This is a genomic window from Candidatus Eisenbacteria bacterium (genome assembly GCA_035577985.1).
Classification (GTDB): Bacteria; Desulfobacterota; Binatia; order DP-6; family DP-6; genus DATJZY01.
Genome location: DATJZY010000104.1, coordinates 35,458 through 55,368 on the forward strand (window position 1 = coordinate 35,458; position 19,911 = coordinate 55,368).

Below are 19,911 nucleotides of genomic sequence, written 5' to 3' on the forward strand. Positions count from 1 at the left end.
GTTAATCCGGAGAACCTGCCCCGACGGGAAGCGCCTTGTCAACACCGGCGTCGGCCCGTTAAGACCCGCGGCGCATGCCCCGCACGATCCAGGCGCTGAACGTCGTCGGCGCGCTCGTCGCACTCGCGAGCGGCGTCGCGGTGCTGGGCTCGAACCTGTTCGATGCGGCGTACCACGCGCACTATCACGACGCGTACTCGTTCGTGCTCGCCTACATCGGCTTCTACGCGCTCGTCCTCCACGCGTTCGTGCGCAGGACCCGCTTCGCGCCGCACCTGGGCGTGGTGAAGGCGCTCGGCGCCTATCTCTTCCTGGTGTTCTTCCCCGACGTCGGGCAGTCGTGGATGGCGTGGACGCCGGGGCGGTACGTCTACCAGCTCTTCGACTGGGGTCCGGACGCGAAGATCGGCCTCATGGCGTTCGTGTTCCTCGGGCGCGGCGCGTGGAACACCGTGAACGCGTTCACGCTCACGCGCGACTGGTGGTTCGACCTGCGTGCGCGCCGGCCCCTGCTCGGGCGGCTGCTGACCGCCGTTCCGATCGCGATCACGGTCTTCTGCGTGTGGGCGTTCCTCTCGGTCGTGCGGATCGACCGCACGACGTTCTCGGCCGAGGCGCACGAGATCGCACGGATCGTGTTCGACGGGATCGAGTGTCCCGACGTGCGGGCGAAGAAGGGCACGACCACGACGGACGTGCGCCAGCGCGGCGATCGCCGCTACGACGTGAGCATCCAGTGGGGCTGCGACGACACGCGGGTGCTCGTGCGCGCGCCGGACGGGAAGCTCGGAACGGCGGGCGGTCCGCGTCCCGAGTGCTGCGCGGAGAGCTCGGCCTCCTAGGCGTGTGGCAGCGGAACCGCGCTCGCGCCCCGCGGCGCCGCGGCGCCGCGCGGCGTGTCGGCGAAGGGATCGTACGCGAGGTCGGCGTCGGCCGGGCTGGGATACTGCGAGGCGCTCGTCGTGTGCCGCAGCGGCCCGAGGATGGTTGCGTCGACGGGCGACTGCCAGCGCTCGTAGTATCCGCCGTCGCGCAACATGCGGTGCACCGCCGCCAGGCGGTAGCAGGGCACGCCCGGATACAGGTGATGCTCCAGGTGGAAGTTGTTGCCGTAGAACAGCAGCGTGTAGAAGGGCGACGCGTAGCTGCGGGAGTCGCGGAAGACGCCGATCCCGGTGCCGGCGTGCTCGACGTAGCCGCGGAGTCCCGACATCGGTACGACGAGCGCGAGCGGCAGCACGACCGTGAACAGCGCGAGCCACGGGTTCACGTACGCGAGCCCGAGGTAGAGAATCGCCCACATCGCGAGGAAGCCGAGGTTGCACCACGCGAGCACCTGCTGCTCGCGTGCCGAGAACGGCAGGCGGTAGCCGAGCGGGAGCGTCCTGCCGAGCGCAACCTGCACGGTGTTGCGCAGATGCGATCGGCTTCCGGCGCTCCGGGCGAACAGGCACCGCGTCCAGAAGGTGCGGAACTGCGGGTAGAGCCGCGCGTCGGGATCGGAGGCCTGGTTCGTGTAGCGATGGTGGTTCCAGTGCGCGATGCCGTAGCCGACGGCGCTGAAGCTCGTCATCGCCGAGAAGAGGGAGCCGAGGATCATGCTCACGTGCTTGTTGCGGTGGAGCAGCAGGTGGATGCCCTCGTGTCCGACGAAACCGAGCAGGTGCGCCCCCTGTGCCGCCAGGACGAGCAGCGGCGCGGCGAGCACGATGCGAAGCGCGAGCGACCAGGGTCGCGCTGCGACCCAGGCCGCGAGGAGCCCGAACCCGACGAATGCCGCGAGGCTCACGCCGACGAACAGGAGACCCTCGGCCGATCGGACCTCGTAGATCTCGCGCGGGAGCCGCGGACGGCCCTGCGCCACGGTCGGGGGTGGCTCGGATGGTCGGTGCGAGACCGCAGCCATCTCGCGCAGGGCATACGCAGGCTGCGATCAAGCTGTCAAGCTCGGGCGCGACTCCGCAGCATTCGTCCCGCACGCGCGCCGGTGTGCGCGCCGCGATCGACGACGACGTCGCCGTTCACCACCACCGCGTCCATCCCGACCGGGTACTGCCGCGGGTCCTCGTATGTACTTTGCGTAGCGACGGTCTTCGGATCGAACACGACGACGTCGGCGTGTCGTCCCTCGGCGATCATGCCGCGATCCGCGAGCCCGAATCGCCGGGCGGACAGGCCGGTCATGCGATGGACGGCCTCTTCGAGCGACAGCACGCCCTGCTCGCGCACGTACACCTGGAGCACGCGCGCGAACGTCCCGTAGAGCCGTGGATGCGGCTTTCCGTCGACGGAGGGCACGCCGTCCGAGCCGATCATCGTCGCGGGATGCGCGAGGACGCGCCGGACGTCGCGCTCGTCCATGGCGGCGACGATGGCGATGATGCCGCGCCCGTCGCGCTCGAAGAGCAGGTCGGCGGCTTCGCGCGCCGACGTCGCCCCCCACATCATGCAGACGTCGGCCAGCGACTTTCCCTCGAGCTCATGGAGGGTCTGCATGGTCGCGATCCACACGGCGGCCGGCGGCACGGTTTCGAGCACGCCCGCGTCGCGGAGCGCCACCAGCGTCGTGCTGAGCGAAGTGTACGGATAGACGTCGAGCGTCACGTCGGCGCCGCGCCCGCGCACGGCGTCGATCATGGCGAGGCTCCGCTCGACCATCCCCCAGTTCCGCTCGCCCATCGCCTTGTGGTGCGAGAGCTGCACCGCCACGCCCGCTTCCTCGCCGATGCGCAGCGCCTCGGCGACCGAGTCGAGGAGGCCGTCGGCTTCGTCGCGCAGGTGCGTCGCGTACACGCCGCCACCCTCGCCGACGACGCGCGCGACCTCGATCACCTCTTCGGTCGTCGCGTAGCTGCCCGGCGCGTAGAAGAGACCGGTCGACATGCCGACCGCACCCGCCTGCATGGCCTCACGCACGATGTCGCGCATGGCCTCGAGCTCGCTCGGGTTCGGCTCGCGCTTGGATCCGCCGAGCACGGCCATGCGCACCGTCGCGTGCGGGACGAGGGCGGCCACGTTCACCGACGGCGGCTCGCGCTCGAGCAGGCGAAAGAAGTCGTCCGTCGTATGCCACGACGGGTCGCCCAGCGGGCCGAAGAGGGTGGGGCCGAAGCTGCGGAGAAAACCGAGATAGGCCGGGCCGAGCGGCGCGGCGCCGAAGCCGCAGTTCCCGATCACGACCGACGTCACGCCCTGCATGACCTTGGCCTCGCACGCGGGTCGACCGAGGAGCGCGAAGTCGTCGTGCGAATGGACGTCGATGAAGCCCGGCGCGACGACGCGGCCGGTGGCGTCGATCGTGCGGCGCGCGTCGCCCGACGGCGAGCCGACGACCGCGATCCGATCGCCGTCGATCGCGAGGTCGGCGCGACGGCCGGGCGCGCCCGTTCCGTCCACCACCATCCCGCCTCGAATCGCCAGGTCGTAGGTCATCGCCCGAAGAGAGCTTCCAGCATACGAGGGTCACGATCGTGTCTCCACCGCTCGGCGCGCCCTCTCGCTGGTCAAATTACTGCCTGGGCTGCACGACAGACGGAACAGACGCAGGCGCTGTGACGCCTCCTGCTTGAGACTCTGTGGGGGTGGTCACAGAATCGAGCTACCCATGTTGGGTCACGACTGGATCGTCCCGCTGGGTGCCGCAGTCGCCAATCTGCTCATCGGCGGCACGGTGCTCTGGCGTGGGGCGCGCGGTCCGACGACGCGGACGTTCGCGTGGATGACCGCGATGGTCGCGCTCTGGAACGTCGACGTCTTCGCCCTCTACTACTTCGAGGATCCGGCGGCGGCGGAGTTCTGGAGCCGTCTCTTCCGCACTGGCCTCTTCCTCGCCCCGAGCGCCGTCTTCCATTCGACGCTGTTCGTCGCCGAGGAGCGCAGCCCCGGGGCGCGCAAGATCGCCTGGATCGGGCACGCGATCGGCCTCACCTTCGCGGCCGTCGGCCTCGTGAAGGGAACGCTCGTCCGCGACGTCGCCCCCCACCAGTGGGGCTGGTACCCGATCCCGACCAGGCTGTACGCGGCCTACGGCGCGTTCGGCGTCGTGTACCTCGTGATGTCGCTCCTCGTCGTCTGGCGCCGGTACAAGGTTCCGGTCTCGGCGCGGCACCGCCTGCAAGCGAAGTTCTTCTTCGTCGCGTGCGTCATCCAGGTGGCGTTCGTGCTCACGAACTTCCTGCCGATCTACGGCATGAACGTCTACCCGCTCGGCAACCTCGGGAACGTTCTCTGGCTCGCGATCATCGCCTACTCGATCGTGCGCCACCGCTTCATGGACCTCGACTACGTGGTGCGGAAGGTCGTGAGCCTGTCGATGGCGGGCCTCTGCGTGCTGGTGCCCTCGAGCCTCGTCGTGGTGGCCATTGCGCGCGCGATCGGCGTCGACGCGCCGATCCTGGTGGCGTGCATCGTGTCGGCCGTGGGGCTGCTCTCGGCCGTCCTCATCCCCACCCTCCAGCAGGCGATCGAGACGCGCGTGCAGGAGGCGATCTTCGCCCACCGCTACGACTATCGGCTGCGGCTGCGCGTGCTCAGCTCCGACCTCGTCCACATCCTCGACGAGCGCGAGCTGGTCCGTCGCCTCGGCGAGGCGCTTACCGAGATCCTCGAGGTGGAGAGCTGCGCGATCCTGCTCCGCGACGAGCGGAGCCGCGCCCTCGCGCAGGTGTACCCCGAGCCCCGCGACAAGCTCGACGTGTCGGCGCTCAGCGCCCTCGACGCGCTGACCGAGCCGATGCTCACGGCCGAGCTCGAAGCGATCCGGTCGCCTGCGGCGCCCCTGTTCGTCGCGCGCGGATGGGAGGTGGCGCTGCCGCTGCGCGTGAACAACCGGCTCACGGGTCTCGTCGCGCTCACGCGCAACCGCGACTTCCGCATCGTGTCGCGCGAGGACCTGACGCTCCTCGCCGCCGTGGCGAGCGCCGCCAGCGTCGCGCTCGAGAACGCGCGCCTGTCGCGCGAGCTGCGACGCTCCGAGACGGCGCTCGAGCGCGCGAATCGCCTCTCGTCGATCGGGACGCTGGCCGCCGGCATCGCGCACGAGATCCGCAACCCGCTGACGGCGGTGAAGACGTTCCTGGACCTCCTGCCGCAGCGCCTCGACGACCCCGACTTCGTGTCGAGCTTCCGGGAGCTCAGCCTGAACGAGCTCCGCCGCGTGACGAACCTCATCAACGAGCTCCTGGCCTTCGGGCGCTCGACTTCGGCGGAGCGCCGGGCGGTCGATCTTGCCCCGACGCTCGACCAGGTGGTGCGGCTCCTCGAGTCGACCGCGCGCAAGCGCCAGGTGAGCCTGGAGCTGCACGCCGACTCGGGAGTGCCGCCGGTGTGGGCGGACGCGGATCAGGTGAAGCAGATCGTCCTCAACCTCGTGCTGAACGCGATCGACGCCAGCGCGGCGGACGACGTGGTGTCGCTCGCGCTCTACGCGGGCCCCGACGACCAGGTGACGATCGAGGTGCGCGACCACGGCACGGGCATTCCGCGCGAGCAGCTCGAGAGCATCTTCCACCCGTTCTTCACCACCAAGGAGACGGGCACGGGTCTCGGGCTGTCGCTCGTCCACCAGATGGTGGTCGAGCACGGCGGCGAGATCGCGGTCGACAGCGAGGTCGGGCACGGCACCGTGTTCCGTGTGACGCTGCCCGTCTCGGACGTCCCGCTCCAGTCGACGGGCACGTAGCTCCGGTTGACGCCGAGCGCGGCGGGCCCCTATGAAGCTCGCCCGTGACCCGCACGGTCGTCGTCTGCTTGCTGCTCGCGACGACACGCATCGCCGGCGCCATCGATCTGCGGGTTCCGGGCACCGAGACGCACGTCGACGCCTCGGGCTACGTCGACGGCCTCGCGATCGGCGCGCTTGGCGGTCCGCGCCAGCGCCCGCAGGCCATCACCGAGCTGCGCTTCCAGGCCCGGCCCTCCAAAGCGCTGCGGCTGCAGCTCACGCTCCGCAATCGCATCGGTGGGCCGTTCGAGGGCGGGCATCCGGGCATCATGAACCTGGACCACGAGTTCCAGAACCGCACGCCGTCGCTCGAGTTCAACGAGGCTTACGCCGAGCTGCGCGAGGGCAACCTGCAGGTCCGCGCCGGCATCCAGAAGTTCGCGTGGGGGAAGCTCGACGGCGTCCCGCCGACCGACATCCTGACGCCGCGCGACCTCCACGACCCGTTCGTGCGCGACTTCGAGGAGAGCAAGATCGGCATCCCGGCCGTGCTGGCGACGTACTTCCTGCCGGCGCTACCCTCGATGGATCTGAGCGAGCTGCGCGCGAGCGTCGCGTACATTCCGCTCGCCGTTCCGCCACGCCTCCCTCTCGCCGAAGAGCGGTGGTTCCCGCCGTCGGTCCGTGCGGGCATCCCCACCATTCCGGAGCGCCGGGCCGAGCAGCTCCTCAACGGCGTGCTGCAGGCGACGGTTCCGGGCGCGCCGCCGATCGAGCTGGACGGGCCCGTGAACATCCCGCTCACCTTCCGGACGCTGAACCACCGCCCGCCGGTCGCCTTCAACGCCGGCGGCGGCGCCTTTCGTCTGTCCGGGACGTTCCGCACCGTCGACTGGAGCATCTCGCACTACACCGGTCCGGAGACCGGCCCCGACGCGCGGCTCATCACGCACGCGTTCTGCCGCAACTGCATCGCGAACCTCGCGAACCACCGGTTCCCGGTGACCGCCACGACGTATCTCCGGCAGTCGCACGACACGGTCCACATGACGGGCGCCGACATGTCGACGGTCCTCGGCGGCGCGACGCTGCGGGGCGAGGTCGCGGTGTTCCAGAACCGTCCGTACCTCCGCATCACGAGCCAGCTCATCGACAACGTGCTCAAGCCGAAGAAGGTGAAGCAGTACGGCCCCGCCCTGGTGCTCCAGGGTCATACGCCCGTGCCGATCGGCGAGCTCTTCCCCGATCGCGACAGCGTCGAGTGGGGCGTCGGGGTCGACTACCTGGTGAACGGCTTCCTGCCGCTCCTCCAGGTGAACCAGGTGGTCTTCACCGACTCGGGACCCGAGGAGCTGCTGTCGGATCCCGAGACCCGGCTGCTGGGATCGATCCGCCGGCGCTTCCTGCAGGACACGCTCGAGGTCGAGATGCGCGGCGTGTACGCCATCGAGCGGGGAGCGTGGTTCGTCTTTCCGCGCGTGACCTATCGCTACGGCGACAACTGGCGCTTTCGCTTCGGCTACCTCGGGATCGGGGGACCCGAGGATTCGGTGATCGGCCAGTACCACGCCAACGACGAGTTCGTCATGGAAGCACGCTACATCTTCTGATGCTCGAAAGGTCCGGGCGTTCGCGTCACCGGCTCGATCGGAACGCTCGTTCCTATCGAAGCACGAGCAGACGGGCGCGAACGTCGGGTATGCTGGTTGCTCCAAATAGGGCAACCAGCGGGGTTGACCGACGCCATGCCACCTGCGCTTGCGGCCGCGTCGCCCCTTTGGGAGGAGAGAGACGCCCCGGCGCCGACGTCGGGCAAGGCCGCAACTTCGTAGGACTTCCAACATGTTGGCAGACGCCATCGCCCGCTCGACGCGCTTCGTGATCCGGCGGCGATGGATGGTACTTGCAGCCCTCGTCCTGCTGACGGCCTTCCTCGCGCGCTCGGCGCGATCGCTCCACATCGAGGCCAACCCCGACCACCTGGTGCCTCAGGAGCATCCGTACATCCAGACGCTGAACGACCTCTACCGGATCTTCGGCGACAAGAGCCTCATCGTGGTCGGGCTCTTCCCCCACGACGGCAAGGTCTTCACGCCCGCGTTCTTGAAGACGGTCGCCAACGTCACGGCGCAGATCGAGAAGGTCCCCGGCGTGAACCGCGCGCTCGTCCAGAGCATCGCGGCGGACCACGTGAAGGACATCCGCGGCACCGCCGACGGCATCGAGGTCGAGCCGGTGATGGAGACGCCGCCGACCGACGCCGCCGGCGCCGAGGCGGTGCGGAAGCGCGTCTTCGCCCACGACATGTACGTCGGAACGCTCGTCTCGAAGGACGAGACCGCGGCGAGCATCCAGGCGAGCTTCGACCTCACCGAGAAGACGCCCGACTGGGTGAGCCTCTATCGCGCCGTCCAGGATGCCGTCGCCGCCAACGACGACGGGACGTTCGACACCACGTACTCCGGCATCGTCGTCTACGCCGCGCGTATGACGCAGCTGACGGCGCGCACGCTCCTGTTCTTCCCGCTGGCGCTGCTCGTGATCGGCCTCGTCCACTACCACGCGTTCCGCACCGTGCAGGGTCTCGTCCTGCCGCTCGTGACCGCCCTCATGGCCGTCGTGTGGGCGCTCGGGCTGATGGGGCTCACCGGCATCGCGCTCGATCCGGCGAACATCGCGACCCCGATCCTGATCCTCGCCATCGCCGCCGGACACGCCGTCCAGGTGCTGAAGCGTTTCTACGAGGAGTACGACCGCACGCGCGACGTGGAGGAGGCCATCGTCGAGGCGATGCGGCGAGTGGGGCCGGTCATGCTCGCGGCGGGGGTCGTCGCCGCGCTGTCGTTCTGCTCGCTCGCGACGTTCGCCCTCGCCAGCATCCGCACCTTCGGTCTGCTCACGGCGTTCGGCATCGTGTCCGCGCTCGTGATCGAGCTCTTCGGCATCCCCGCGCTCCGCGCCATGCTGCCCCCGCCCGCCGCGCGCGAGCGCGAGCGTGAAGCGGAGGCGCATCCGTGGATGGACGCCTTCCTGCGCACCTGCGGCCGGCTCACGACGGGGCGCGCGGCGCGGCGCACGCTCGTCGCCTCGGCGTTGCTGGTGGCCGTGTGTCTCGTCCTCGCCCTGCGCGTGCGCATCGACATGAGCTATCGCCGCGTGCTCGGCGCGACCGATCCGGTGCAGATCGGCGATGCGCGCGCGAACGCGACCCTGGCCGGAACCAACACCTTCATCGCGCTCGTCGAAGGGCCGGGCGAGGGCAGCATGGAGGAGCCCGCGATCGTGCAGGCGATCGACGGGCTCGAGCGCCGCCTGCGCGCCGAGCCCGGCGTCGGATCCGGCATGTCCTACGTCGACTTCCTGCGCACGATGCACCAGACGCTCAACGCCGACCGCCCGGACGCCGGCGATCTGCCGGCCAAGCGCGCCCTCGTCGCGCAGTACCTCTTCCTGTACTCGATCTCGGGCGGCGGCGAGAGCCTCGATACGCTGCTCACGCCCGCGCACGACACGGCGAAGGTCCGCTTCCTCACCCGCGAGGACAGCACGCGGGACGGCGAGCGGCTGGTGAAGGTCGCCGAGGACGTCGTCCGCACGACGTTCCCGCCCGGCTACCGCGTGCGCTACACGGGCTCGCTCGCCAACATGTCGGCGGCGACGCAGTCGATGGTCGAGGGCAAGGCGCGCAACATCGCGCAGATCGCCGTCATCATCGTCGTGGTCGCCGGGCTGCTGCTGCGCTCGGTGGTCGGCGGCATCCTGGTCGCGACGCCGCTCGCGTTGACGCTCGCCGTGAACTTCGGGCTCATGGGGCTCTTCGGCCTCGCGCTCGATACCAATACCTCCACCATCGCCGCGCTCGCCGTCGGCATTGGTGCCGACTACGCGATCTACTTCCTCTTCCGCCTGCGCGAGGAGCTGACGCACGAGCCGGTGCTCGACACCGCGCTCCGCCGCGCCCTCATGACGTCGGGAAAGGCCGTGCTGTTCGTGTCGTCGGCCATCGCGGCCGGCTACGCGACGCTGTGCCTGTCCGGGTTCTCGTACTACGTGCGCATGGGCGCGCTCATCGCCGTCGCGATGGTCGTCTCGTCGACCAGCGCGCTCATCCTGCTCCCGGCGCTGGTCGAGGTGCTGCGGCCGCGCTTCCTCGGCATCGGCGAGGGGATCGTACCGAGGCTGCCGATCGTGCCGGTACCGCAGCCCGCGACGGCCCTGGGCGAGGCCGGCTCAGAGGCCGAGCCGCCGCATCTTCTTCAGTAGCCCGCGATACGTGATCCCGAGCGCCTCGGCGGCTTTCGTCTTGACGCCGCCCGCACGCTCGATCGCGTCGAGGATCTGCTCGCGCTCGAAGCCGTCGGTGCGCGACTGCAGGACGCTCGGCGGCGCACCGGGCACGGGCGTCGAAGTGACGTGGTCGGACAGGAGGTCCTCGGTGATCGGCGCGCCGGGCTCGGCGAGCAGGATGGCGCGCTCGAGCTCGTTCTCGAGCTCGCGTACGTTGCCGGGAAACGCGTAGCGTTGCAGCGCGGCCAGCGCCTCCGGCGTCGGGTCGCGCGCGTCCTTGCCGACCTGCGCGGCGAGCCGGCGCACGAGGTGGCTCGCGAGCGCCGGCAGGTCTTCCATGCGGTCGCGCAGCGGCGGCAGCCGGATCGGGAACACCTTCAGGCGATAGAAGAGGTCCTCGCGGAACCGCCCCGCCTTCAGCTCCTCGTCGATCTTGCGGTTGGTCGCGGCGATGATCCGCACGTCGACCTTGCGATCGCGCGTGTCGCCGACCGGCCGGATCTCGCCCTCCTGCAGCACGCGGAGGAGCTTCGCCTGGAGCGACTGGCTCGTCTCGGAGATCTCGTCGAGGAACAGCGTCCCGCCGTCGGCGACCTCGAACAGGCCCTTCTTGTCGGCGAGCGCGCCGGTGAACGCGCCCTTGCGGTGTCCGAAGAGCTCGCTCTCGAGGATCCCCTCGGACAGGGCGGCGCAGTTGACCGCGACGAACAGGCGCTCCTTGCGCGGGCTCGCGGCATGGATCGCGCGCGCCACCAGCTCCTTGCCCGTTCCCGTCTCGCCCTCGAGGAGCACGGTCGTGGGGGCGGGCGCCACCTTCGCGACGAGGGCCATCACCTCGCGCATCGGCGGGCTGTCGCCGACGATGCGGCCGGCATCGGGACGGGCGTCGCGGAGATACGCGTTCTCCGCCGCCAGGCGCTCGTTGGCGCGGCGCAGCTCCTCGACCAGGCGCGCGTTCTCCCGCGTCAGGTGGCAGAGCTCGACGGCGCGCGCGAGGGCCGAGCGCATCTCCTCGTCGTCCCAGGGCTTGCTCAGGTAGCGGTAGATGCGGCTGCGGTTGACGGTTCGCACCAGCGCATCGACGTCGGTGTAGCCGGTCAGCACGATCCGGATCGCGTCGGGGCGGATCTCCATCGACCGCTCGAGGAACTCGGCGCCGTCCATGCCGGGCATGCGCTGATCGGCGACGATCACGCCCACGTCGTCGCTGGCGAGGATCTCGAGCGCCTTGACGCCGCCCGTCGCCTTCAGCACCGTGAACTCGTCGCCGTAGCTGAACTCGAACGAGGCGAGGATGTCGGGCTCGTCGTCGACGACGAGGATCGGCACGCTGCGATAGTCCAGCGTCACGCGGCGTCCTATCCGCTCGCGCTCCCGGCTCTGTCAAGCGCGGGGTCGCGCGTCCCGACGATGAAGAGCCCGAGCGCCAGCCCCGCGACGGCGCCCGCGCACAGGAACACGACGCGGTGCCCCCAGGCGTCGGCCACGGCGCCGAGCGCGAACGCGCCGGTCGTCACGCCCAGGTTGAAGCAGCCGTTGAACAGGGTCTGGACGCGGCCGAACTGCCCGGGCGCGGCCTGGTCGATCGTGAACGCGTTCAACGTCGGGTAGACGATGCCCTGCGCGGTTCCGAACACGACGCCGACCGCGGCCAGGGTCACCGCGCTGTGGACGGTGGCGAGCCCGGCGATCGCGCCGCCGAGCACGGCGAGGGCCGGCATGACCACGCGCCGGTGACCGAGGGTGTCGCCGATACCGGCCGCGCCGAAGCGCGTGCCGATCGCCGCCGCCGTGTAGCTGAGGAAGAACGTCGAGACCGAGCCGAGATGCGCGTCGTGCACGAAGGTGGGCGCGAACGTGATGACGGTGCCGAACGCGAAGCCCATGAGGGCCGTCGTGGCGATGGTCGCGACGAGCGTCTCGCCGAGGATCAGCGGGGCGGGACGAGCGGCGGCATGTCCGACGGTCGGCGGCAGGCCGATCGTGAGGAGCAGGCCCACCGCGGAGTACGCCGCGGCGACGAGGAACAGGAGCCGGAAGCCCCCCAGATGGACGAGACCCTCGCCGATCGCCGGTGCGAGCGCGTGCGTGCCGAGCGTCGAGACCCCGAACAGACCGAGCGCCGCCGCGCGCCGGCCCGTGGGGGCGAGCTCGACCGCGAGCGTCGACGCGGCGTTGTAGCCGGCCGCGAACGCGAATCCCTGCGCGACGCGGAGCGCGAAGAGCGCGACGCCGATGCGGTCGATGAACAGGAAGCCGAGCGTCGCGCTGGCCATGAGCGCGAGGCCGCCGCGCAGGAACAAGCGCAGGTCGAAGCGGTCGAGCACGGGTCCCAGCAGGAAGAGGCTCACGAGGCCCGCGACCCCGTTCGTTCCCATGACGAAGCCGACGGTCCGCTCCGTTCCGCCGAGCGCGCGCACGTGGAGCGGCAGCAGGAAGAAGGACGCGAACGTGAGGAAGAAGCAGAAGTTCGCGACCGTCAGGCGGACGAAGGCGGGTGAGAGAAGCTTCGCATCCGACTTGCCGCCCACGGCGGTGCAATATACATGGCCCCCGATGGGATCCGAACGTCAGCGGGAGATTCGACGCCGGCGCAAGCGCCGGAAGGAACGGCGCAAGGTCACCGCCCGCGAGCGCGCGAAGGAAGTGCGCAAGGAGCGCGCCACCCGCAAGAGCGGCCGGGGCTGAGCCGGCCCCCCTACGGCGCCGTCGCGAGCGTCGACGCCACGCCGCCCAGCGTTCCGCCCGCCTGCTCCCACGCGAGCCGTCGCGCCACCGTCGGGCGCCACTCGCCGGACGATTCGCTGAAGCGGCCCCCGCTCGGCTCGGAAGCCACCGTCTCGCGCAGGAACTCGAACTCGTCGATCGCCTGCTCTTCGGGCGATCCCGAGAAGAACGGCGCCGTCATCGCATCGGGGATGGGAAGCCGCTGCGGGATTCCGTTGCGCTCGCGGATCTTGTCCATGTCGCCCCACGCGATGACCGCCACCTCGTGCAGGCGCGCCACGCGACGCAGGGTCGTGATGGTCTCGGGCGTCGCGTCCTTGCGCACGGCGAGGGTCTCGACACCGCGGCGCGCATTCGTCACCGCCTCGCGATAGCGTCCGAGCCCGGCGCGCGTCTGCCCCACGAGGGCGCCCAGGTCGGTCACGACCGAGTCGACCGACACCGCGACGTCGGGCGGGAAGGGCGGTGGCGCTTCCGGGAGAGGGGGGCGGCGCGCCGCGACGGCGGGCGTCGGCAGGATGGCGACGGCTGCGGGTGCGCCTCCCGGTCCGCCCCACGTGCGGCGCCCGAGCGCCAGCGCCACCTCGCCGTCGGCACGCCCGACGAGCAGGAGGAGCGCCTTGTCGCCGTCGCGCGCGTCCCGAACCGCGCGGGCGTACTCGGCGCACGAGCGCGGCACGACGCCGTTCACCTGCAGCACGAGGTCGCCGGCGCGGGCGCTCGTGGTCGCGCCCGCCGAGCCGGCGTCGACCGCATCGACGACGAGCACGCCGTCGCGTACCGCCACGCCGATCCCCGTGCGCTCACGCCCTTCGTCGCACGGATTCGCCGCGAACGCGGCCGGGATCCCGAGGACGGCGACGACGCCCATCACGCCCGCAATGCGTGCCATGCCTTCTCCACCTGCGCCCGCAGCTCGGCGAGCGATCCGTTGTTGTCGATGACGAGGTCGGCGGCCTGACGGCGCTCCGCGTTCGACATCTGGGCGTCGATCCGCCGCTCGACGTCCTCGCGGGTGAGCGCGCGCGACGCCGTGCAGCGCACGACGGCCGTGTCGCGCTCGACCACGACCACCCAGATCCGGTCGAAGAAGCGCCACCCGGCCTCCAGCATGATCGCGGCCTCGACCACGATCGGACGGCCGTCGGCATTCGCCCGGGCCGCCGCGATGCGCCGCCGGATCTCCTCGCCGATCAGCGGATGGACGAGCGCGTTGAGGCGTCGGAGCGCCGCCGGATCGGCGAAGACGCGCGCCCCGAGCTGCTTGCGGTCGATGGTGCCGTCGGGTGCGACGATCCCGCGCCCGAAGGCTCCGACGACGCGCTCCCAGCCTTCGGTGCCGGGCAGATAGACCTCGTGCCCGATCTTGTCGGCGTCGATCACGTGCGCGCCGAGGTCGGCGAGGATGGTCGCCACGGTGCTCTTGCCCGACCCGATTCCACCGGTGAGCCCGATCAGCGGGCCGTTCGTCATCGCGGCCGTCGCTACCGCAATCGACCCCGCAAGTCGAGGCAGCGCGGCTTCTCTGCTACGCACGGCGGCGGGAGGACATCGCACATGTGGGTTCCCGAAGTCTCGGTGCTCGAGCGTGTCGCGCGCGGCGCCATCGGCTACCTCTTCCTGTTGGTCGCGTTCCGGATCTCCGGCAAGCGCCAGGTGGGCCAGCTGACGCCGTTCGACCTCGTCGTGCTCCTGATCATCAGCAACGTGCTCCAGAACGCCATGATCGGCCCGGACAATTCGGTGACCGGCGGCGTCATCGGCGCGCTCACGATCTTCGTCATGAACGGCGCGCTCGCCTGGCTCACGTTCAAGAGCCGTCGCTTGGAGCGCCTGATCGAAGGCGAGGCGACGCGCCTCGTCCACGACGGGAAGATCGACGAGGCCGCGATGCGCAAGGAGCTCGTGACCCACGCCGAGCTTCGCGCCGCGCTACGCGAAGCGGGCATTCCGCACGTCACCGAGGCGCGCTTCGCGATGCTCGAGAGCACGGGGCGGATCACGGCCGGCGCGATGCACACGACATGAGCGTCGATCGCGTCGCGTTGCCGGACGGGACGGTGCTGCCCGTTCGCGTCGTCGCGCCGCCCCGGGCGACGCCGCCGCGCGGCACGCTCGTCCTCGCGCATGGCGCCGGCGCCGACATGGATCATCCGGCGCTGGTACGCTTGCAGGGCCTCCTCGCGACGGCAGGGCTCGTCGCCGTGACGTTCAACTTTCCGTACCGCGCGCGCGGCCGGCCGAGCGCGCCGGACCGGATGCCCGTTCTGGTCGCGGCGTACACGGCCGTGATCGACGCCGTCCGCGCCGGCGCGCCGCGCCCGTTTGCGATCGGCGGGCGCTCGCTGGGTGGCCGCGTCGCCTCCCACGTCGCCGCCGCCGGCACGGCCGTCGACGGGCTCGTCTTCCTGGCGTTTCCGCTACACCCGCCGGGCAAACCCGGCACGAGCCGCGCGGCCCACCTGGCGAAGATCGTTCCGCCCATGCTCTTCGTGCAGGGCACCCGCGACACCTTCGCGCAATGGGATCTCCTCGAAGGCGTGCTCTCGCACCTCCCGGCCGCCACCCTGCACGCGATCCCTGACGCCGACCACGGCTTCCACGTCCCCAAGCGCACCGGCCGCACCGATGCCCAGGTGCTGGCGGACGTCGCCGAGGTCATCGGGCGCTGGGTGACGCACACGCGCTGATCCGCGCCACCCGAACCGCCTCCGGCGAGCCCTTCATGCGCGGGCGGGCGAGGGCGCCGGGTGGGTGCGGGCTCACGGTCCTCGCGCACCCCCGCTCCGCCGCACTGCCGCCCACCGCGCTGCGGAGATCGCCCGCACCCACCCGGCGCCCTCGCCCACCCTGGCGATGGGTCATCGAGCCGGATGCGCGTCAGGTGCCCGAGATGGTGTGGGCGCGAGCGGACCGAGCGCCGCGGCGTGCGTGCCTCGGGTGCCGCGCCAGCTTCGCTGGCCGCGGCATACCGGTCGCGCGTACCACCCCCGCTCCACCCTCGCGTCCTCTCCCGCCCCGAGCTGTAGCTCGGGGCGGATTTCTACCGTCCTCCGTCCAGCACGCGCAGCGAGACGCCGCGCGGCTGTTCGCTCATCGCGCGCCGGTAGGACCGCAGCCACGAGAACGTCGCGGCCTCGCCGGCCGCGATCACGCGCAGCATCTCGCGCGTCTCCGGGTCGTCGTCGAGGGCGTCGGCGACCTCGCGCACGGGGCGCGCCACGAGATCGTCGTCCGCGAAGCGCGCCAGGACCGTCGCGAGCTTCTCCTCATCGGGAACGTCGCGCGAGGCGAGCTGCGCGTGCGCGGCGTCGAGCACGTCGTCGCGCAGGTTCATCAGCACGACGCCGCCCAGCTCCTCGAGGCGCGCGGCGAGCAGCGCCGCATGGGTCGCCTCGCGCTCGGCGATCGTATCGAGGCCGCCACGCAGACCGGGGAGGGCACACACGCCGCCCCACGCGCCGATCACCGCGGCCCCGGCTTCCTCGGCGGCGCGATAGGCATCGAGAAAGCGCAGCAGCGACGCGGTTGGCGACGGCAGCGCGGGTTCCTCGCCGGTGCCGAGCATCGCGCCCACGTCGTGGAGCCAGCGCACGCTCGCGCGATCGTCGTCCCGGATCGTCTCCAGGAGGGCGCGGGTCTCGTCGTCGTCGAGCTCGTGCAGGAGGGTCGAGACGGGGTCGCTCTTCTCCGACGGGAAGCGGGACAGGAGGATCGCCAGCTTCGATCGGTTCGACACGTCCGGGGCGGCGAGCACGCCGCAGAGCTGCGCGAGCTGCCGGCTCACCTCCTGCCGGGGCGTCGCACCGAGCGCCGCGAGGCGCCGCTGCGCCATCCGTGCGTGGGCCGCGTCGCGCGCCTGGATCACCCGCAGGCCACCGCGCAGCGCGGGGTCGCTGCACGTCGCCAGCCAATGGCCCAGGGCGTCCGCCCCCGCCGCCTCCGCCGCCTGCAGCTCGTCGAGAAGTGCTTGCGGGCTCGCTCGTCTCGCCAGCATCACCGCTCCGTGCTGCGGCGCACGGTACGGGCTGGTCCGCGGGCTGTCAAACCGTCGGAGCTACCCGACCCAGCGCGTGTTCGCGACCTTTTGCGCGGGCTTTGCAGGAGCACCCAGCTGCGGCAGCGATTCCTCGCTGCAGTTCGACAGCTTCGTCACCACCTCGCGGATGCGCGAGATCTGCGTGTCGCGAGGCGGATCGGCCAGGAGCTGCGTGAAGTCGAGCGCGGGGTCGTTCTGGCCGGCGACGAGCACGACCAGCGGCAGCGGGTCGAGCGCGGCCAGGGCCGAGACGATCGCGCAGCCGTCGCGCTTCGGCATGCTCATGTCGACGACGACCGCGTGCGGTCGCACCACACCGAGCATCTCGCGCGCCTGCTTGGCGTCCCACGCCATCGACACCGAGGCGCGCCGGCGCGACAGCGCCTGGCGCAGGCTCATGAGGGCGTCGACGTCGGCGCCGGTCGTGACGATGCGCCCGTCGCGCCCGGCGTACGAGCCGAGGGCCGCCACCACGGCGTCGGGATCGATCGGCCCGACCACCGGCTCGATCGCGCCGAGGGCGATCGCGCGATCGCTCGAGGCGTCCGCGATGCAGCCCCAGAAGCGGGTGGTCGATCCGCCGGCTCGCAGGGCGAGCAGCGCCGTGATCGCGCCCGGCGCCGCCAGGTTCGCGATGATGCGAACCGGCGAGAGCTCGGTCACGCTGCTCACCGAGTTCGCGCCCGGCCGGATGACGGCGACGTCGTGCCCGGTGATGCCGATCCCGCTCCACGTGCGTTCCGAGTCGATGACGACCACGACCGGCTGGCCGGTCGCGACGAACTCGGGCTCGGGTTCGGTCGCGTGCACGTTGATCACGGTGACGGCGTCCGTGCGGGTCACGGTCGCGGCGTCCGGCGCGACGATCGCCGCGGCTTCGAGGTCGACGGTGTCGACCGCGATTTCGGTCACGTGCTCGCGGTCGGACAGGAGCTGATCGCGCTCGATCAGGAGCTGCGCGTTGTCGGCCGTGAGGCGGACGATCTCCGCTTCCCGCTCGGCGAGCTCGCTGCGCTGCTCGTTGGAGATCGCCTCCAGTCGGATGACGGCGGCCTCTGCCTCGGCGAGGCGCTCGCCCAGCCGCGCCTGCTCGTTGCGCTCCTGCGACAGCAGCGACTCCACGCGGGCGTCCTCCGAGCGCGCCGACTCGAGCGCGGAGCGCAGGCGCGCGCACTCGGCCTCGCTGCGCGCGAGCGCCTCGCGGAGCTGATCCCGCTCGGCCGCGATCGCCTCGAGCCGCACCTCCACGTGCGTGATCGCGCTCTGGTGTCCCCGTGCCTCCTCGTTCGCCCGGTCCCGCTCGGCGGTGACGTCGCTGAGAACCCGCTCGGCGACCTCGAGGCGGGCGCGCAGCTCGGCCTCGTGGCTCTGCGCGTCGGTGAGCGAAGCCGAGTGCCGCTCCGCCTCGGCCGTCGCCGTCCGCTCGGATTCGCGCAGCCGCGCCACTTCCTCGCGCGCCGACGTGAGCTCCGCCTGCAACTCGTCGACCGAGCTGCGGGCGACCGCCAGCTCCGCATCGACGCTCGCCGCGCGCTCCTCGGCACGCGCCCGCGCGGCCTCGGCTGCCTCGAGCGCCTCCCGCGCCGTCGCCAGCTCCGGGTCCGACGATGCGAGACGCTCCGCCTCCCGGGCCGCCAGGCGCGCGCGGAGGTCCGTCTCCCGCGACGCTGCGGCCTCGAGAGCGGCCGTCAGGCGCGCAATCTCCCCGTCGCGCCGATGCGTGCCGCCCCGCTCCGCCACCGCCCCCGTCTCGAGCTCGCTGACGCGCGCCGACAGGCGCGCGATCTCGTGCGCCCGCTCCTCGGCCAGGCGTGCCGCCGCGGCGAGCTGCTCGGTGTGCGTGCGCCGGGCCGCTTCCCACTCGGCATCCCGCGCCGCCCCGGCGCTCTCCGCGTCCCGGCGCGCCTGGGCGATTGCGCGTGCTTCGCGCGCCTCGGCGTCGCGCGCCGACGTCTCGAGCGACTCGACGAGCCGCTGCCGCTCGCGCTCCGCCTCCGCCAGCGCCTGCGCGAGGGTGCTCGTCTCCTCGGTCTGGGTCCGCAGCCGCTCGAGGTCGCGCGCGATCTCCCCACGCTCGGCGACCGCCGTGTCGAGCGCCGTACTGATGCGCGCGATCTCCTCGCGGCTCGCCCCGAGCATGGTGGTGAGGCGCTCGAACTCCGCGGCGCGACCCGCCAGCTCCGCCCGCAGGCGATCGCGCTCGGCGGAGAGCGCGAGCACGTCGAGCGGGACGTGCGCCGCGGCTTCGCTCGGCGTGTCCCCCGGTCCGGCCTGCCGCCGCACTCGCTCGATCATGGCGGCGAGCTCGCGGAGCGGCTTCCACAGCATCGTGATGTCGCGCTCGGCGAACGCGCGCGGCGGTGTCGTGACCAGCACCACCGAGGCGAGCGGGGTCAGCCCGACGTGCACCGGGATGCAGGCGATGGTGCGCATCGCGACCTGCTTGCCGAGCAGCGGCGGAACGTACCGGTTCTGGGACGCGTTCTCGATCAGATACGCGCGCCGGTTGACGACGCCGTGCAGAGGAATGTCCCAGCAGCTCGGATCGGCACGCCGGATCGTCCGCAGCTTCCGGCACCCCTCGTCCGACAACCCCACCTCGGCCGAGAGCCGCAGCACCTGATGACGCTGATCGAAGAGGCACAGCGCCCCGGCGATTGCGCTGGTCGAGTCGACGATGGCCCGCAGGGCCGGCTCGAGGGCGTCCTCGGGGACCGCCGCCGCAGCCGAGATGGCACGCAACTGCTCCAGCAGGGGTGTCGTCGGCGGGTTGGGGCGGGTCTCCCGGCGGTTCCCCTTCGAGGCGTCGTTGGACCGATGACGGCGGTGCCTGCGGAAAAGTGCCATGGGCCTCGGAGGACAGGCAGCAACCCCCGTGCCGACGATCGGCCGACGCAGGGCCGGAGGATCAGCGCTTTCGGATCGTCACCGCTGGCGAAAAGTGAACGTGATCCGGCTCGCTTGCGTCAGCAATGTGGCGCTTCGAGGCGGTATCGGCGCCGATTTTGTCTCGCCGGGTCTAGCTTTTCCCGGCCTCGCCCGACCCGCGTTGACTCCCCGGCGACGGTCTTGCATGATTCCGCCCTCACATGCGCCAGCGCCTGCTCGTGCGCGCCACTCTGCTGGGTGTGTGCCTGCTCCTGCTCGGTCGGCCGTGTTTCGCCGAGCCCACCGCGGCCGACCTGGCGACGCAGGC

General features: G+C 71.4%; 15 protein-coding genes. 7 read left to right on the forward strand and 8 right to left on the reverse strand.

Going from position 1 to position 19,911, the window contains the following annotated elements; translation table 11 throughout:
• The first annotated feature begins 74 nt into the window (after positions 1-74).
• Positions 75-842, forward strand: coding sequence for a hypothetical protein (locus VMS22_14550; GenBank protein ID HXJ35249.1), 768 nt, complete (start codon positions 75-77; stop codon positions 840-842).
• Here VMS22_14550 and VMS22_14555 read toward each other — a convergent pair.
• Both VMS22_14555 and VMS22_14560 read right to left on the reverse strand, forming a co-directional pair.
• Positions 839-1,864 (reverse strand): fatty acid desaturase, encoded by a 1,026-nt coding sequence (locus VMS22_14555; GenBank protein HXJ35250.1) that lies wholly within the window; start codon positions 1,862-1,864, stop codon positions 839-841. The two genes, VMS22_14550 and VMS22_14555, sit on opposite strands and share 4 nt — an antisense overlap.
• A 77-nt stretch (positions 1,865-1,941) precedes the next feature.
• Positions 1,942-3,432, reverse strand: coding sequence for a D-aminoacylase (locus tag VMS22_14560; protein ID HXJ35251.1), 1,491 nt, complete (start codon positions 3,430-3,432; stop codon positions 1,942-1,944).
• Between the two features lie 172 nt (positions 3,433-3,604).
• On the opposite strand from VMS22_14560, the gene VMS22_14565 reads away from it, so the two are divergent.
• The 3 genes from VMS22_14565 (at position 3,605) to VMS22_14575 (ending at position 9,925) form a co-directional block, all read left to right on the forward strand.
• Complete coding sequence (locus tag VMS22_14565; protein ID HXJ35252.1) at positions 3,605-5,680, forward strand: ATP-binding protein; 2,076 nt, start codon at positions 3,605-3,607, stop codon at positions 5,678-5,680.
• Between the two features lie 44 nt (positions 5,681-5,724).
• Entirely contained in the window at positions 5,725-7,272 is a 1,548-nt protein-coding gene (locus VMS22_14570; protein HXJ35253.1) for a hypothetical protein, read from the forward strand.
• Positions 7,273-7,504: 232 nt separating this feature from the next.
• The gene (locus tag VMS22_14575) at positions 7,505-9,925 is read left to right on the forward strand and encodes an MMPL family transporter (protein ID HXJ35254.1); all 2,421 of its coding nucleotides are present in this window, start codon (positions 7,505-7,507) and stop codon (positions 9,923-9,925) included.
• Here the strand turns inward: VMS22_14575 and VMS22_14580 are convergent.
• Together VMS22_14580 and VMS22_14585 are read right to left on the reverse strand one after the other, a co-directional pair.
• Positions 9,893-11,299 (reverse strand): sigma-54 dependent transcriptional regulator, encoded by a 1,407-nt coding sequence (locus VMS22_14580; protein HXJ35255.1) that lies wholly within the window; start codon positions 11,297-11,299, stop codon positions 9,893-9,895. The two genes, VMS22_14575 and VMS22_14580, sit on opposite strands and share 33 nt — an antisense overlap.
• Positions 11,300-11,307: 8 nt before the next feature.
• On the reverse strand, positions 11,308-12,480 hold the full coding sequence (locus VMS22_14585; protein ID HXJ35256.1) for an MFS transporter: 1,173 nt from the start codon (positions 12,478-12,480) through the stop codon (positions 11,308-11,310).
• Between the two features lie 25 nt (positions 12,481-12,505).
• Here VMS22_14585 and VMS22_14590 point away from each other — a divergent pair, with 25 nt between their 5' ends.
• Complete coding sequence (locus VMS22_14590) at positions 12,506-12,637, forward strand: hypothetical protein (protein ID HXJ35257.1); 132 nt, start codon at positions 12,506-12,508, stop codon at positions 12,635-12,637.
• Positions 12,638-12,647: 10 nt separating this feature from the next.
• Here the strand turns inward: VMS22_14590 and VMS22_14595 are convergent, their stop codons facing one another.
• On the reverse strand, positions 12,648-13,568 hold the full coding sequence (locus VMS22_14595) for a hypothetical protein (protein ID HXJ35258.1): 921 nt from the start codon (positions 13,566-13,568) through the stop codon (positions 12,648-12,650).
• The gene (coaE, locus tag VMS22_14600; protein ID HXJ35259.1) at positions 13,547-14,149 is read right to left on the reverse strand and encodes a dephospho-CoA kinase; all 603 of its coding nucleotides are present in this window, start codon (positions 14,147-14,149) and stop codon (positions 13,547-13,549) included. The genes VMS22_14595 and coaE overlap by 22 nt, the downstream gene beginning before the upstream one ends.
• A gap of 84 nt (positions 14,150-14,233) precedes the next feature.
• Between coaE and VMS22_14605 the strand changes: the two genes are divergently transcribed.
• A complete protein-coding gene (locus VMS22_14605) occupies positions 14,234-14,704 on the forward strand; it encodes a YetF domain-containing protein (protein ID HXJ35260.1) in 471 nt (156 codons plus the stop codon).
• Positions 14,701-15,366, forward strand: coding sequence for an alpha/beta family hydrolase (locus tag VMS22_14610; GenBank protein HXJ35261.1), 666 nt, complete (start codon positions 14,701-14,703; stop codon positions 15,364-15,366). Before VMS22_14605 ends, VMS22_14610 begins: the two co-directional genes overlap by 4 nt.
• 353 nt (positions 15,367-15,719) lie before the next feature.
• Here VMS22_14610 and VMS22_14615 read toward each other — a convergent pair whose 3' ends face one another.
• Both VMS22_14615 and VMS22_14620 read right to left on the reverse strand, forming a co-directional pair.
• Positions 15,720-16,673 (reverse strand): hypothetical protein, encoded by a 954-nt coding sequence (locus VMS22_14615; GenBank protein HXJ35262.1) that lies wholly within the window; start codon positions 16,671-16,673, stop codon positions 15,720-15,722.
• A 60-nt stretch (positions 16,674-16,733) separates the two neighbouring features.
• Positions 16,734-19,457 (reverse strand): response regulator, encoded by a 2,724-nt coding sequence (locus tag VMS22_14620; GenBank protein ID HXJ35263.1) that lies wholly within the window; start codon positions 19,455-19,457, stop codon positions 16,734-16,736.
• Positions 19,458-19,911 lie beyond the last annotated feature (454 nt).